Source organism: Staphylococcus simulans (assembly GCF_002902285.1).
Classification (GTDB): Bacteria; Bacillota; Bacilli; order Staphylococcales; family Staphylococcaceae; genus Staphylococcus; species Staphylococcus simulans.
In genome coordinates, this window is record NZ_PPRU01000031.1 from 50,956 (window position 1) to 65,728 (window position 14,773).

The following is a 14,773-nucleotide window of genomic DNA, read 5'->3' on the forward strand; positions in this document are numbered from 1 at the left end:
TTGGAGGGAATAGAAATGAAGAAAACCCCTGTATTAAATAGTCATGTTTCACAAGCCATTGCGACAATCGGCCACTTTGATTTATTAACCATTAATGATGCGGGTATGCCGATTCCAAATGATGCACGTAGAATTGATTTAGCGGTCACAAAAGAGTTGCCGCGCTTTATCGATGTACTAGAAATAGTCTTAACAGAAATGAAAATTCAAAAAATCTATTTAGCTGAAGAAATTAAAACACATAACCCAGCGCAGCTAAAACAAATTAAAGCACTGTTAGAGGATGATGTAGAGATTGAATTTATTCCACATACAGAAATGAAAGCCTACTTAAGTCATCCATTAAATAAAGGCAATATACGTACAGGTGAAATCACACCATTTTCAAATATTATTTTAGAATCTAATGTGACATTTTAAGCGAGGAGAGATACAGTATGACGAATAAAGTAGTAATTTTAGGTTCAACGAATGTGGATCAGTTCTTAACTGTTGAGCGTTATGCGAAACCTGGTGAAACCTTGCATGTCAAAGAAGGACAAAAGAAATATGGCGGGGGTAAAGGTGCGAACCAAGCGATTGCGACAGCACGTATGAACGCAGATACGACGTTTATTTCAAAAGTCGGTAAAGATGGTTTAGCTGACTTTATGTTTGAAGGTTTCAAAGAAGCAGGAATGAATACCGAGTATATTACAGAATCAGAAACAGCAGATACGGGCCAAGCATTTATTACAGTAGATAAAGACGGCAGTAATACCATCTACGTCTATGGCGGTGCGAATATGGATATTACACCTGAAGATGTGGCACAAGCTGAAGTAGTAATTAAAGAAGCGGATTATGTAGTGGCACAATTAGAAGTCCCTGTACCGGCGATTATCCGTGCGTTTGAAATTGCGCGTAAGCATGGTATTACAACGATTTTAAATCCAGCACCAGCAAGTGAATTGCCTGAAGAATTATTAGGACTGATAGATGTGATTATTCCGAATGAGTTTGAAGCGGAAATCTTATCTGGTATTCCAGTGACGGATGAAAAATCAATGGCTCAAAACGCAGACTATTTCTTAAGCTTAGGAATTAAAGTCGTATTAATTACTATCGGTGCACAAGGAACATATTACGCAGTCAAAGGCAACTCTGGCTTAGTCAAAGCATATAAAGTTGATGTTGTAGATACAACAGCAGCCGGAGATACTTTTATCGGCGCATTTGTCAGTGCGTTTGACGTGAAACAAATGAATTTAGAAACTGCGATTGATTTTGCGAATAAAGCAGCATCTTATACAGTTCAAAAAGCAGGGGCGCAAATCTCTATCCCATTCGCAAAAGACATTGAATATTAAACGAACTTCAAAAACCTATCCATATATGCGAGGATAGGTTTTTTTCATTGTCTGAGATTAATCTTATGCATGATGAGGGAGATCCAACTGATTAAAAGCACAGGCAGTAACGTTAAATTCAAAGCTTCGATATTCAAGATATGAAACAGCGTATGGATGTCGACTTCTAATTTAATTCTAGATAATGATTGTGTCATTACTTGATAGAGTGTGAGATAGACTAATAACCATTGGATGAAATATTCAACGACAGTTAAGGTCCATACATCATTGAACCAACGTTTGATGAAATAACGAAGTAAGAAAAATTCAATAATTCCACTTGTTAAAATCATTAAGAGTCCCGTTATGAATAAATCATTACCCAAGTCAATGATAGCGCTTATTAATAAGATAATAGATACGCCTAGCAGTAAAGCAATAAAAGCGGTAAAGATTAAGAGTGTACTTAAGAGTGCTGTTTGTAGGAATGCGTTTTTCTTTTTACCGAGATTAGCCAAATAATCAATAGCTAAAAACATGATAAGTACTAAGATGATGTTAAATAGCGTCATAGATGTCACGTCCTTTGATTAATGAAGTTAAAAAATAATATTTGCGGTAGATATCCGATTGTGAGAAAATTAAATAGATAAACTATACTAATTATATAATGGAGAACAACTTATGGAAAATCAATTTACATAACATTATAAGGGAAGTTGGCTTAAGTTTTCACTCTTATCCATCTTGATGATGCTAGGTGGCGGGTTGTTTGCGGGGCCTTTTTATTTAATGGTCAGAAATCATCCCCTTCAAGAAGTCATTCTACTTCCTGTCCCATTTATATTTTCAATATTAATTCTCTTTTGGTATGTACATAACAGAGAGCACCTTCCGTTAAGTTCAGTCGGTATTTACCGTACATATGCTTTCAGAAAGCTAGGTATCGGAGGCTTATTCGGATTTATCGTCTTCTCTGTAGTGATTTTAATTTTAGTGTTATTTGGAAATATCTCAATTGTCGGCAATACGCTGAATCAAACGGTGTTATTAGGTATCGGTTTAGCGTTTATTGGATTTTGTATTCAAGCAAGCGCAGAAGAACTTTTGATGCGTGGATATCTCCAAACACGTTTAACACAGCGATATGGTGATCGTTTTGCGATTGTGTGTTCAGCAGTGGTCTTCACCTTACTCCATGGGATGAACCCTAATATTTCCATTGTCGGTGTGACGAATATATTCTTAGTCGGTATTGTCTTGTCTTTAATCTACAGAATCGACGGTACGATTTGGATAGTTGCTGGGTTCCATATTATATGGAACTTCGTACAAGGTTGTATTTATGGGATTAATGTCAGTGGAAATGAACTGAATTTCAGTTTGTTTAAAACGAAATATCATACGGATAACATACTGACTGGCGGTACGATGGGTATCGAAGGCAGTATTATTTTGACAGTGTTGTTTATCGTGCTCATTATTAATTTGGCGAAGCGGCTCAAAGTAAACTTTTAACTTAATACAAATGAAATTAGTCTTTTTCATCCTCTTTCAAGTGAGTATCTCATTAATGAAAGAGGATTTTTTTATATTTATTTTTAAAAGAAATCCTCTAGTGACAAGGCTTTAAAGCGTATTGATATGAAGCAAATCAAAAAATTTAAAAAAAGTTGAGCTTAGGGGTTTACAAATTTTAAAACACCACTTATAATTTAGTTAAGTTAACTAAACTAATTAAATAAAACAAGGAAAAGGTAGGCGGTTATTATGCTTAAAAATAAATCGAAAAAATTTAAAATAGGAATTACACTTTTAATTATTGGAGCAGCGATGTACGGTGTTGCAGCACTTATCGGATTCTTACCGATTGCGTTAAAACTTAAAGGAATTATTATCGGCAGTGTCTTAGTATTTGGAGAAGTTAATATTTTAGTATCAATCGTATTGCTTGGTAAACAAGTCGTTAAAAAATACAAAAGCAAATTAAACCCGAAAAACTGGTTCAAGAAAAAAGAAACTGTAGTCACAGAAGCAACTGAAGTGAACGTTGAGAACGCAACAGAAGCCCCTTATAATGAAACACAAGCAGATCAAACAACAGTTATTGAATTAAAAACAGTGAAAAAAGGAAGTCGTAAACATGACACAATCAAACCTAACGCAAATTGAACATGTCGCTCAGGAAATCACCAAAATTAACGAAGAGATTGCGATAGAATACATGCAGCAAGAACGAGAGTATTCACATTTTAAATTAAACAATCAGCAACATGTGATTATGACCATCTTAGTAGAAAACCAAGATATGAAACCAAGTGAATTAGCACAACGTTTAGATGTCTCTAAAAGTGCCATCAGCCAACAACTTCAAAAGTTGAAACAAAAAGATTATATCTATCTGTATAAAGATGACCATGATAAACGTTCATCCATCATTGGTCTAGGTGAAAAAGGACTAGAATATAAAGAGAGTATTAATGATTATATTCATGATTTTAGTAAAAAATGCGCAGATACTTTCTCATATGAAGAGATTGTAGAAATCAGAAACGCATTAATAAAGTTACAAAAAATCATTTAATTTATAGATTCTAAAAGGCAACTTCCAATTGGAGGTTGTCTTTTTTATTGGGGTGATATCTGAAAATTATGAATTCACATTGACAATTCCGACGGTCTCACTATAATTAAAATTATTCAACAACAGGAGGCAGACATCATGAAAACGATAGGTATTTCCGCAAATATATTAACGGATCAAGCAGGAATGTTTCCAGGCTATAAGCGTTGTTATGTCAATCAGGATTATATCCGCTCGATTGTGAAACAAGGCGCTGTGCCGATGGTTATTCCTATAACAGATAACGATGACATTATAGAAGCACAAATCAGACAAGTAGATGCTTTACTCTTAAGCGGGGGACAAGATGTCAGTCCGCAACTTTACAATGAAGACCCGCAAGACAAATTAGGTGAAACATTACTTGCGAGAGATGTGTTTGATTTTAAATTGATAGAGAAAGCGAAAGAACGTTTTATACCAATTCTAGGGATTTGTCGTGGTGCCCAAGTCTTAAATGTTTTTCACGGTGGTTCTTTATTCCAAGATACGTCGTATCGTCAAATACAATCACTTAGACACTGGCAACCAACGAATCCGACTGAGAAGACACATGAAATCAAAGTCTTTCCGAACACACGTTTAAGTGCGTTATTTCCTGAAGGTCGATTCTATGTGAACTCTTTCCATCACCAAGTCGTTAATCAACTGGCAGAAGGTTTCAGAGTCATGGCACAATCTAATGATGGGGTGATTGAAGCCTTTGAATCAGAATCATATCCATATATGGTCGGTATTCAGTGGCACCCTGAAATGTTGTGGCATGAAAACAGTATGGATGCATTATTTAAAGATTTTGTGGATCAAATTGAAAGAAGATGACAGCATGAAAAAACTAGGATTTTGGTCTATTGTCCTTTTAGCGATTAACTCTATTATCGGTTCAGGTATTTTCTTATCACCTGGAGCGGTTATTCAAAAAGCAGGTAAGTATACTTTAGTAGTTTATGCCGCCGCTGCAATCTTTGCGGCAGTATTAGCGATTACTTTCGCAGCCGCAGCGAAATATGTGAATAAAAGCGGGGCATCTTATGCTTATGCCACAGCAGCATTTGGTGAAAATGTAGGTTTCTATGTAGGAATTACACGCTTTGTTGCGGCAAGTATTGCTTGGGGTGTCATTGCGACTGCAGTAGTGAAAACCACACTCGCAATTTTCGGTGGTAATGCCCAAGATTTTGTATCAGTGACTATCGGGTTATTGATTTTAATGGTGGTGTTATTACTGGTGAATGTGACAGGTAATAAAGTATTTGCCTTTTTCAATAACTTAGCTACAATTGGTAAACTCGCTGCCTTAATCACAACGATTATTGTTGGTTTTATCGTCGTTATGATGACTGGTCATTCTCACTTTAATGACATTAATCAATTAGTCGATGTTTCTCAATTAAATACATCAACTTTTGTGATGGCAGTTATTGCAGCATTTTATGCCTTTGTGGGCTTTGAGAGTGTCGCAAGTGGTGCGGAGGATATGAAAGCACCAGAAAAGAATTTGCCACGTGCGATTCCATTGGCCATTTTAATTATCGCAGTGATTTATATTAGTATTATTGCGGTCATTATGATGATTAATCCGACCGCAGTATTAACCAGCAAACATGTCGTATCTTTAGTTACTGTGTTTGAATCACCTATTATTTCGAATATTATTTTGTATGGTGCTTTAATCTCTATGGTAGGTATTAGTATCGCAGGATCATTCTCAACACCGAGAATTTTAGAAGCGATTGCGAATGAAAACCAAGTACCCGCGTGGTTTAAACAAAGAACGAAATATGATTTTCCGTTCAATGCGTTCATTACGACGTTCTTAGTCGCATTAATTATTCCGATGGCTTTTCAATATAATATGGTCAGTATTATTGTGTTAAGTTCAATTTCACGCTTTATTCAATTCATTGTAGTACCTATAGGGGTTATTATGTTTTATTATAATCGTTCACGAGGGGAAGTATTGCCGAATGTCTATAAAAATAAATTTACAGACGTGATTTTACCAATTATCGCATTAATTTTAACCGTAGTGTTACTTATCAAGTTTGATTGGAAAGGTCAATTCTCTATTGTGACACCACACCATATTGAACCGAATTACTTCGCGATTACTGCGATGGTAATTGGTTATGTTGTCTTACCATTGGTGTTATTTATAGCAAATCAAAAACGCAGAAATGTATAAAATGAATGTAGGCAGACACTATCTTCTTTTGAATCATCAGGGAAGATAGTGTTTTTGTAGGTATATGAAACTTTTTCTTTCATTAGGGTAATTAAAATACAAAATAAGAAAGAGAAAGGAGCGTACACTATGGCGATACGTTGTATATATGTGACACCAGATCATGAAGTTATTGCGACAGATAAAGTTGAAGAAGTGCCAAAAGAAAGTGTGTTTACTTGGTATGATTGTATCCAGCCGACGAAAGAAGAAACGCATTTTCTCGCAACAACATTTGAATTGAATATTCAAGAGATTACAGCTTCTATATATACATTAAGACGGCCGAACCTCTACCATGATGCTCAAAATGATGTTGAACATTTATTGATGCATGCGATAGATGGAAAGGACTTTGAAGCGGAACCATTAGGGATTACGATAGATGGTAATCATGTGATTACGGTTCATGATGCTGAACTTCAAACGGTGACACAGTTGTTTGATGCTGTTAAGACAAATAAAGTAAAACGAGATGCTGGATTAATCGCATTGAAGTTATTGAACGGGATTGTAGAGTCTTATTTCTCTTATGTCAATGCGATTGAAGATCAGGTGTTTTCTTTTCAATACGAAGAAGAGAATCGTAAACAACGACGTGCATTTATGAAGCAAGTGTATGAGATACGGTCTGAGATTATTAAGTTGAAGCGGATATTACTGCCGATGGAACAAATGGTCAATGCGATTCAGACATTAGATATTTATGACAGCGGTCAAGATAAAGCACGTTTGTATCATCAAATTTATAACCATTTGAAACATCAAAATGCAACATTAGAATCTTGTGAAGCATTGACGGATGATATTAAAGACAATAATCAGTCTTATCACTCAAGTCGTATTAATTCAGTGATTAATGTGCTGACAATTATTTCATCCATCTTCTTCCCGTTATCTTTCTTAGCGGGTTGGTATGGCATGAATTTCACAAACATGCCAGAGTTGCATGGTCAGTACAACTACTTTATTTTCATCGCATTTTCTATCATTATCGTAGTGGTATTGTTGTTAATCTTTAAGAAGAAAAAGTGGTTCTAACTATAAAATGCCTTTGAAGACATCATATTGTCCTCAAAGGCATTTTTAATATTGATAATGGTTTCAGTCATTATTTAATCGCTTGATAAATGACGTCATCTACAATGATTTCTACATTATCATGGTTATGAAGGATAGACGCAGGTAAATCTTCTGTAGTTTCACCGTTAACGAGTCGTTGTATCGCATCGATTTTCTTATCTCCGAATGCGAGTAAGATAATACGTTTTGCGCGCATGATAGAAGAAAGGCCCATAGACAGTGCTTGTTTCGGTACATCTTCTGAGTGTTTGAAATGGACACTGTTCGCATGCATCGTAGAAGGTGTAAGGTCTACGACTCTTGTTTGGCTATCGAAAGGCGTACCGGGTTCGTTGAAACCGATATGACCATTTTCACCGATACCTAAAATTTGGATGTCAGGTTGACCGACAGCTTTAAGCGCATCTTCGTAATGTTTTGCTTCTTGATCTAAGTCTTCAGCTACACCGCTAGGAATATAGATATTGTCTTCATTCCATTGTTCATTTTGGTTAAAGAAACGTTGATGCATGTACGCATAATAGCTATGCAGATCTTTTGGACCTGCACCAACGTATTCATCTAAGTTGAACGTTCTGACACCACTGACATCGACGTGATTCGCATTTAATAAATCTGAGAGCTGAGTATATAAATCTGTCATCGTCGAGCCTGTAGCTAGTCCTAAGACAGCGTCAGGGCGTGCTTTAATTTGTTTCAAGAATTCGATTGCGACATATTGACTGGCAAGTTGTTTATTTCTTAAGTTGTAGAGTTGCATTTCTAATCCTCCAAGTAGTATGACTATTCTTTTACGGCGTTAATAAAACGTTCTGTAATTTGTTTCGGACGTGTAATCGCACCACCGACAACCGTACAGTGTACACCTAAATCACTGACTGCTTTATACATTTCTGGTGTAATCACATTACCTTCAGCGATGACTTTCGCATTTACTTGATCTAAGACTTCCCTTAAGAATGCGAAGTTGTTTTCATATAAGATATGACCTTGAGTATAGTCTGTATATCCGCGTAATGTTGTACCTACGTAATCAAAACCAAGCTCATCTGCATGTTTTGCTTCTTCAATTGTGGAAATATCAGCCATGATTTCAACGTTTGGTGCTTTTTCACGAATATAAGCAACAAGTTCTTCTAACGTTTCTTTCGGACGTTCTTGTTTTGTCGCATCTAGCGCGATGACCTCACATTTACTTTCAATCAGTTCATCGACTTCTTTTGAAGTCGCAGTAATATATACTTTTGAACCTGGATAATCTCTTTTAACGATACCGATAACAGGTAACGGTACTTCTTCTTTAATTGCGATGATATCTTCTTTACTGTTTGCGCGAATACCGACTGCACCGGCTTGGTACGCAGCAAGTGCCATTTTTGACATAATAAATGATGAATGTAACGGTTCATCAGGCAATGCCTGACAAGAAACGATTAAACCTTGTGGTAACATAAGCACACACTCCAAAATATTGTTAATTTGTAAATATAGTAGTTCAAAGGTTGTCGATTAAGTTACTCATATCATAACACGATGAAATTTATATTCAATTCTTTACTATCATTTGAAAAAGATTTTCATATATAATAGAGTGAATGTAATACCTTAAGGGGAGTGAAGAGGCATGAAGTTTGAAAATCGTGTTCAACGTAGCCGCCATTTACTGACTAAAATGGATAAGAAGATTATTGAGTTTATCCGTACCAATGAATTAGATGATCGTTTCTCAACGATTAATTCTTTAGCACATGCGATAGGCACCTCTCCGGCTACTATTACTAGATTTAGTAATAAGTTGGAATATCATAATTTCCAAGATATGAAATTCAATTTACAACATGAAAAATCAGAGAAAGTTGTGGAGAATGCACCTTTAGTTCAATTGATACACCGTTATCATCAAAATATTATTCAACAAACGGGAGAGTTTATCTCAGAAGAGAAGATTAAACGGTTTGCGCATTACTTAAAGACCAGCAGACAAGTCAGTTATGCAGGACTAGGAAGTTCTGGCTTAACTGCGAGTGAGTTTTATTACCGTACGATGCGTATGGGTATTCGAGGTAATGTCTCAACGGATGCGCATCAAATGAAAATTTCAGCTTCATTGTTATCTTCACAAGATATGTTTGTCGGTATTTCTAATAGCGGTGAAACTCAAGAATTGGCAGATGCGGCTAAGATTGCACATGAACAAGGTGCCTTTGTGGCTGTGGTCACAAATTATAAAGGCAGTCTGATTACGAAACATGCAGACTTAGTTTTGATTACTTCTGCGAAGTCGAACGTCAATGATGCACGCTTTATTAATACACAAACTGCGACTACATTCTTGATGGACATTATCTGTTACTTATTATTGAACAATGATTATATGAATCAACTTTATCAACGTACACGTCGCACAGTATTAGAGAAAGGTGCAGACAAGTAAGGCTAACGGTTGTCTGCTGTAAGACATACGTAACACTAAATAAACCGCGTACTATCAAGGGTTTTAAGACCTTCTGAGATAGTGCGCGGTTTTTCTTTAACCTTCGGTAATTGCGCCAAATAACGCAGCGTGATTTTCAGTTTTTGTTGTTTGGATAGGTGCGTGTCCATAGTTTGGTGGCAAGAATTGATTGATTTTAGGTTCAATGTATTGGATAAGATTTTCACCTTGTGAAGAGATACCGCCGCCGATTAAAATCAAGCCTGGATCATAAATGATTTGAATTTGAGCGATGCCTTCAGCGACATAAGTTGCCCATTCTTCTAAGATAGCTTGTGCCTGTTTATCATTTGTTTGTGCAAGTTCAAATAACTTCGGTACGTCAGTACCATATTGAAAATCTCGTTCTTGCATCAAAGCTTTGAGGGCTGACGTTGAAGCACGTTGTTCAAACGTTTTTTGATCAGTGTCTCGATATAATAAATAGCCGATTTCATTCGCACGATAACGTGCACCACCATAAACACCTAATTGTTGATTATAAAATGCACCGCCGATGCCTGTGCCTAAAGTTAAACAAAAAATATTATCCTCTTCATAATCATTGAGTGATAATTCTCCAAGTAGGGCTGCATCCACATCGTTGTGTACGGTCATTGATGAATATAAGTCTTTTAAAGAACGACGAAAATTCGTACCATCAAAGTTTTTAATAGTTAGACCAGTATAAACAATTTCTCCTAATTCTGAATCGACAACACCTGCACTGGAAATGCCGATATGGGGTTTATCTAGCTTATGTTTGGTGATAAGTTCATGTGCTAATTGATACACTTCATCGATAATCAGTGTCTGCACATTATCGGGTGTTGAGATTTTCTTATAATCTTTAATTTCTTGATTTTCATTGATGAGGGCTGCCTTGATGTTTGTGCCTCCGATATCTATTGCGATCTGGTTCATAAGATGATTCCTCCTCTGCTTCAACTTCATTATATATAGAGCATACTTCAACTAGGAAGTGTAAATCCAATTTTGAAAATTATTTTCATTATTTTGTCCATATTTTGTTACAATCTTTCAAAACCAGTTGTGTAGGGTTATGATAGCGTTTACAATTGAAAGTGTAAATATAGTATAAACAAGGGACATTGTTGGATGTTTAGGATAGCCATTGTGCTATTAATACTTAACTTGGAGGATTTAGATATGGAAGAAAAATTAAAAGGCTTATATGCTGCGTTACTTGTTCCATTTGATGAACAAGGACAAGTGAAAGAAGAAGGCCTCAAACAAATAGCGAGAAACGCGATTGAACATGAAAAATTAGACGGTTTATATGTCAATGGCAGCTCTGGTGAAAACTTCTTAATCAACACAGAACAGAAAAAACAAATCTTCAGACTTGCGAAAGAAGCAGTCGGCGATGATGTGAAATTAATCGCACAAGTAGGCTCATTAGATTTAAATGAAGCGATTGAATTAGGTAAATACGCGACTGAACTTGGTTATGATGCCATTTCAGCAGTAACACCTTTCTATTATCCTTTCTCATTCGAAGAGATTAAACAATATTACTTCGATTTAATCGAAGCAACTCAAAATAATATGATTATTTATGCGATTCCTGATTTAACAGGTGTCAACATCAGTATCGAACAATTCGGTGAGTTGTTCAATCACGAGAAAATTGTTGGTGTGAAATATACTGCGCCAAACTTCTTCTTATTAGAACGTATCAGAAAAGCATATCCAGACAAACTGATCTTATCAGGGTTTGATGAAATGTTAGTTCAAGCTGCGATTTCAGGCGTGGATGGTGCCATCGGTTCTACTTATAATGTGAACGGTGTGCGTGCACGTCAAATCTTCGATTTAGCTAAAGAAGGCAAAATTGATGAAGCTTACCAAATTCAACATGATACAAATGACATTATTGAAGGTGTTTTAAGCATGGGCTTATACCCAACACTTAAAGAGATCTTAAAATCACGTGGTATCGACGGCGGTGTGCCGAAACGTCCATTTGCGCCTTTCAATGAATCAAACAGAGAAGCGTTAAATAATCTTATTGATAAATACAACTTGTAATACCGACATAATACGTTAAGGGGTGTTGTTTATGCAACAAGTGGGTTTTGGCACATGGAACTGGATAGCGGTCATTACCTATCTAGTAGTCATGTTAATAATTGGAGCGTACTTTACTAAGCGCGCAGGTCAAAGCACAGATAGTTTCTTTACAGCCAGTGGACGCCTTCCTTCGTGGGCCATCGGTTTCTCAATCTATGCAACGACGTTAAGTGCGATTACATTTATGTCTACACCAGAAAAAGCATTTTTAACTGACTGGTCGTATATCGCAGGGAATATCGCGATTGTCGCAATTATCCCGGCTTTAATCGCATTCTACGTACCGTTCTTCAAGAAGCTTCGCGTAACGTCAGCTTACGAATATCTTGAAGCACGTTTCGGACCAAGTGTCCGCGTTCTCGGTTCATTACTTTTCGTAGTGTTCCACTTAGGTCGTATCGCAATCGTTATTTACTTACCAACACTTGCGATTACAGCCGTTACAGATATTAATCCTTATTTAGTCGCAAGTTTAGTAGGGATTTTATGTATTCTTTATACTTTCCTCGGCGGTTTCGAAGGGGTGGTATGGAGTGACTTTATCCAAGGTGTTATCCTTTTAGGCGGTGCCCTCATGATTATCGTAATTGGTGCGATGGAAATCAAAGGCGGTTTCGGCACAATTCTTCATGATGCATTAGCTGAGAAAAAGTTATTGAGTGTCGATAACTGGAAGTTGAATACAACAGCGGCAGCCTTGCCGATCATCTTCCTAGGAAACATCTTTAACAACTTACATCAATATACAGCCAGTCAAGATGTAGTACAACGTTATCAAGCATCAGACTCTATTGATGAAACGAAAAAATCATTATGGATTAACGGTTTATTAGCGTTAATCTCAGCACCGATCTTCTATGGTATGGGTACAATGATGTATTCATTCTATGAACACGAAGCAGCGTTACCACAAGATTTCAACACGTCTTCAGTGGTACCATTCTTTATTTTGACTCAAATGCCGCCATTTGTAGGTGGATTATTAATCGCAGCTATCTTTGCGGCAGCGCAATCTACGATTTCTTCAAGTTTGAACTCGATTTCTGCGTGTATTTCTGAAGATATTAAAGATCGTTTCTTCAGTAAAGGTACAGATAAAGGCAACGTTCGCTTTGCACGTTGGACAATCATTATCGCAGGTTTATTAAGCTATGGTATTGCGATTTACTTAATCGCTGCGGATTCTAACAACTTATGGGATTTATTCTTATTAGTTACTGGATTATTCGGTGTACCTTTAGCAGGTATCTTTGCGGTTGGTATCTTCACAAAACGTGCGAATACATTCGGTGTCTTAGTCGGATTATTCACAGGTGTTATTGTCGCTTACCTATTAAAAGGTATCGGTGGCGCGAACTCACCATTCTATGTATCAATTATTTCATTCTTCATCGCATTCTTATTCGGATACATTGTGAGTCTGTTCGTACCTGCTAAATATACGAAAGATATTACAGGTTTAACAATTTACGACAAAGATAAACCATCTACGTATATTTCCAAAACAAGACAATAAGCTGAAACAATCAAATAAATAAACAAAACAACCTTATATAAACATAAAAAAGTGATGCGTACACAAAGTATGCATCACTTTCTTTCGTTATAACTTAAACTTGAAAGATATTATTAAAGGCTTCAGCCATTGTAGGGTGTGTATAAATATTGTTGGCTAATACTTCTGCTGGGATGTTTTGGTCAATCGCTAGTTTAACAAGGTTGATAATTTCCTCAGAGTTACGACAATACAGTGTCGCACCAAGTACTAAACCTGATTTTGCATCTATGACTGCTTTCAACATACCGCGTGCATCATTATTTACTTTATGACGTGGGATATTCTTAACCGCAAGATTTGTTTCGTGTACTTCATAACCTGCAGCTTGTGCTTCATCTTTAGTCATACCGACACGAGAGAAAGGTGGGTTAATGAACATAGAATATGGTACCACGCCGCGATTTTCTGTCGTACGTTTACCTTCACCAAAGATATTGTCTTTAATAATTCTGAAGTCATCGAGTGAGATATATGTGAATTGTAAGCCGCCAGTAACGTCACCTGCTGCATAAATGTTTGGTACAGCTGTTTGTAAGTGTTCGTTAACTTCTATTTCACCGCGTTTGCCGACTTCGATATCTGTATGGTCTAAACCAAGGTCTGAAGTATTTGGATGACGACCTGTCGCAAGTAAAACAGCATCTGCTTCAAATTCGCCTTGTGATGTATGCACAATTGTACTGCGTTCTTGATCTTCAAAGCGTTGTGTTTCTACATTATAGACAATGTTTACACCGTCTTGAATCAAATCTTCTTCAATAAGTTCAACAATTTCACGGTCTTCTTTTGGCAACAATGTATCGTGATGTACAAACATTGTCACTTTAACGCCGAAACGTGCGAAGAGTGACGCAAATTCTAACGCGATATAACCTGCACCGACAATCACTAAATGTTCAGGTTTAAATGGTAAGTCCATAATTCCTGCAGAATCATAAAGGTGTTTTGAGTCTCCAATACCTTCTATGTTTGGGATAACCGGTGTAGAACCTGTATTGATTAAAATATCTTCAGCAGTTAAGACATCTAATTCTTGGCCTGCTTCATCTAATAATACGATTTCTTTATTAGATTTAAATTGCGCTGTAGCATTAATCACATCAATCCCTGGTGTATCTGCCAACATGTGATAGTTTTTGTTATTTAATGCGTCTACAACTTCACGTTTACGATCAAACGCACTCGCAAAAGAACTGCCTTCTAAACTATCGTGTATTAATGTTTTTGACGGAATACATCCGACGTTGATACATGTACCGCCATACATTTTCTGATCTTTCTCTATCATTGCGACGGCTTTACCTTCACTCGCCGCAAACTTAGCTAACGTTTTACCTGCTTTACCAAATCCAATAATCACTAAATCATAATGTGTCATGAAATCTTC

Annotated in this window: 16 protein-coding genes; 11 read left to right on the top strand and 5 right to left on the bottom strand. The window is 36.6% G+C overall.

Annotated features, from left to right (window positions below):
• Positions 1–15 precede the first annotated feature (15 nt).
• Positions 16–420, top strand: a complete 405-nt coding sequence (gene rbsD, locus CD112_RS07710; protein ID WP_070463081.1) for a D-ribose pyranase — start codon at positions 16–18, stop codon at positions 418–420.
• Between the two features lie 17 nt (positions 421–437).
• Positions 438–1,349: a ribokinase gene (gene rbsK / locus CD112_RS07715; RefSeq protein ID WP_057510671.1), complete on the top strand. Its 912-nt coding sequence runs from the start codon at positions 438–440 to the stop codon at positions 1,347–1,349.
• Positions 1,350–1,393: 44 nt separating this feature from the next.
• Here rbsK and CD112_RS07720 read toward each other — a convergent pair whose 3' ends face one another.
• Positions 1,394–1,903 (bottom strand): SA1002 family membrane protein, encoded by a 510-nt coding sequence (locus tag CD112_RS07720; protein ID WP_061055029.1) that lies wholly within the window; start codon positions 1,901–1,903, stop codon positions 1,394–1,396.
• Between the two features lie 220 nt (positions 1,904–2,123).
• On the opposite strand from CD112_RS07720, the gene CD112_RS07725 reads away from it, so the two are divergent.
• From CD112_RS07725 to CD112_RS07750, 6 genes are all read left to right on the top strand, one after another.
• Positions 2,124–2,849, top strand: coding sequence for a CPBP family intramembrane glutamic endopeptidase (locus tag CD112_RS07725; protein ID WP_159081725.1), 726 nt, complete (start codon positions 2,124–2,126; stop codon positions 2,847–2,849).
• Between the two features lie 252 nt (positions 2,850–3,101).
• Complete coding sequence (locus tag CD112_RS07730; RefSeq protein WP_002480228.1) at positions 3,102–3,503, top strand: transporter suffix domain-containing protein; 402 nt, start codon at positions 3,102–3,104, stop codon at positions 3,501–3,503.
• Positions 3,475–3,915, top strand: coding sequence for a MarR family winged helix-turn-helix transcriptional regulator (locus CD112_RS07735; protein WP_103364110.1), 441 nt, complete (start codon positions 3,475–3,477; stop codon positions 3,913–3,915). Before CD112_RS07730 ends, CD112_RS07735 begins: the two co-directional genes overlap by 29 nt.
• A gap of 138 nt (positions 3,916–4,053) precedes the next feature.
• A complete protein-coding gene (locus tag CD112_RS07740; protein ID WP_061055032.1) occupies positions 4,054–4,776 on the top strand; it encodes a gamma-glutamyl-gamma-aminobutyrate hydrolase family protein in 723 nt (240 codons plus the stop codon).
• Between the two features lie 4 nt (positions 4,777–4,780).
• Positions 4,781–6,139: an APC family permease gene (locus CD112_RS07745; RefSeq protein WP_070463106.1), complete on the top strand. Its 1,359-nt coding sequence runs from the start codon at positions 4,781–4,783 to the stop codon at positions 6,137–6,139.
• Positions 6,140–6,268: 129 nt separating this feature from the next.
• Entirely contained in the window at positions 6,269–7,219 is a 951-nt protein-coding gene (locus tag CD112_RS07750; RefSeq protein ID WP_060803799.1) for a CorA family divalent cation transporter, read from the top strand.
• A gap of 70 nt (positions 7,220–7,289) precedes the next feature.
• Here the strand turns inward: CD112_RS07750 and nagB are convergent, their stop codons facing one another.
• Positions 7,290–8,021 carry a glucosamine-6-phosphate deaminase gene (nagB, locus tag CD112_RS07755; RefSeq protein ID WP_023014828.1) on the bottom strand — a complete coding sequence of 244 codons (732 nt, stop codon included), beginning with the start codon at positions 8,019–8,021 and terminating at the stop codon, positions 7,290–7,292.
• A gap of 23 nt (positions 8,022–8,044) precedes the next feature.
• Positions 8,045–8,713 carry an N-acetylmannosamine-6-phosphate 2-epimerase gene (locus CD112_RS07760; RefSeq protein ID WP_002480221.1) on the bottom strand — a complete coding sequence of 223 codons (669 nt, stop codon included), beginning with the start codon at positions 8,711–8,713 and terminating at the stop codon, positions 8,045–8,047.
• 172 nt (positions 8,714–8,885) lie between these two features.
• Here CD112_RS07760 and CD112_RS07765 point away from each other — a divergent pair, with 172 nt between their 5' ends.
• Entirely contained in the window at positions 8,886–9,695 is an 810-nt protein-coding gene (locus CD112_RS07765) for a MurR/RpiR family transcriptional regulator (RefSeq protein WP_070463079.1), read from the top strand.
• 96 nt (positions 9,696–9,791) lie between these two features.
• On the opposite strand, the gene CD112_RS07770 is transcribed toward CD112_RS07765, so the two are convergent.
• Positions 9,792–10,658, bottom strand: coding sequence for an ROK family protein (locus tag CD112_RS07770; RefSeq protein WP_103364111.1), 867 nt, complete (start codon positions 10,656–10,658; stop codon positions 9,792–9,794).
• 246 nt (positions 10,659–10,904) lie between these two features.
• Here CD112_RS07770 and CD112_RS07775 point away from each other — a divergent pair, with 246 nt between their 5' ends.
• Both CD112_RS07775 and CD112_RS07780 read left to right on the top strand, forming a co-directional pair.
• A complete protein-coding gene (locus CD112_RS07775) occupies positions 10,905–11,786 on the top strand; it encodes an N-acetylneuraminate lyase (RefSeq protein ID WP_002480218.1) in 882 nt (293 codons plus the stop codon).
• A 31-nt stretch (positions 11,787–11,817) separates the two neighbouring features.
• Entirely contained in the window at positions 11,818–13,344 is a 1,527-nt protein-coding gene (locus CD112_RS07780; RefSeq protein ID WP_061055035.1) for a sodium:solute symporter family protein, read from the top strand.
• 94 nt (positions 13,345–13,438) lie between these two features.
• Here the strand turns inward: CD112_RS07780 and merA are convergent, their stop codons facing one another.
• Complete coding sequence (gene merA, locus CD112_RS07785) at positions 13,439–14,764, bottom strand: hypothiocyanous acid reductase MerA (protein WP_061055036.1); 1,326 nt, start codon at positions 14,762–14,764, stop codon at positions 13,439–13,441.
• Positions 14,765–14,773: the final 9 nt, after the last annotated feature.

Excerpts from the sequence above, each read along its gene's own strand:
- rbsD (WP_070463081.1), top strand. The coding sequence starts at position 16 with ATGAAGAAAACCCCTGTATTAAATAGTCATGTTTCACAAGCCATTGCG.
- rbsK (WP_057510671.1), top strand. The coding sequence starts at position 438 with ATGACGAATAAAGTAGTAATTTTAGGTTCAACGAATGTGGATCAGTTC.
- CD112_RS07720 (WP_061055029.1), bottom strand. The coding sequence starts at position 1,903 with ATGACGCTATTTAACATCATCTTAGTACTTATCATGTTTTTAGCTATT.
- CD112_RS07725 (WP_159081725.1), top strand. The coding sequence starts at position 2,124 with ATGGTCAGAAATCATCCCCTTCAAGAAGTCATTCTACTTCCTGTCCCA.
- CD112_RS07730 (WP_002480228.1), top strand. The coding sequence starts at position 3,102 with ATGCTTAAAAATAAATCGAAAAAATTTAAAATAGGAATTACACTTTTA.
- CD112_RS07735 (WP_103364110.1), top strand. The coding sequence starts at position 3,475 with ATGACACAATCAAACCTAACGCAAATTGAACATGTCGCTCAGGAAATC.
- CD112_RS07740 (WP_061055032.1), top strand. The coding sequence starts at position 4,054 with ATGAAAACGATAGGTATTTCCGCAAATATATTAACGGATCAAGCAGGA.
- CD112_RS07745 (WP_070463106.1), top strand. The coding sequence starts at position 4,781 with ATGAAAAAACTAGGATTTTGGTCTATTGTCCTTTTAGCGATTAACTCT.
- CD112_RS07750 (WP_060803799.1), top strand. The coding sequence starts at position 6,269 with ATGGCGATACGTTGTATATATGTGACACCAGATCATGAAGTTATTGCG.
- nagB (WP_023014828.1), bottom strand. The coding sequence starts at position 8,021 with ATGCAACTCTACAACTTAAGAAATAAACAACTTGCCAGTCAATATGTC.
- CD112_RS07760 (WP_002480221.1), bottom strand. The coding sequence starts at position 8,713 with ATGTTACCACAAGGTTTAATCGTTTCTTGTCAGGCATTGCCTGATGAA.
- CD112_RS07765 (WP_070463079.1), top strand. The coding sequence starts at position 8,886 with ATGAAGTTTGAAAATCGTGTTCAACGTAGCCGCCATTTACTGACTAAA.
- CD112_RS07770 (WP_103364111.1), bottom strand. The coding sequence starts at position 10,658 with ATGAACCAGATCGCAATAGATATCGGAGGCACAAACATCAAGGCAGCC.
- CD112_RS07775 (WP_002480218.1), top strand. The coding sequence starts at position 10,905 with ATGGAAGAAAAATTAAAAGGCTTATATGCTGCGTTACTTGTTCCATTT.
- CD112_RS07780 (WP_061055035.1), top strand. The coding sequence starts at position 11,818 with ATGCAACAAGTGGGTTTTGGCACATGGAACTGGATAGCGGTCATTACC.
- merA (WP_061055036.1), bottom strand. The coding sequence starts at position 14,764 with ATGACACATTATGATTTAGTGATTATTGGATTTGGTAAAGCAGGTAAA.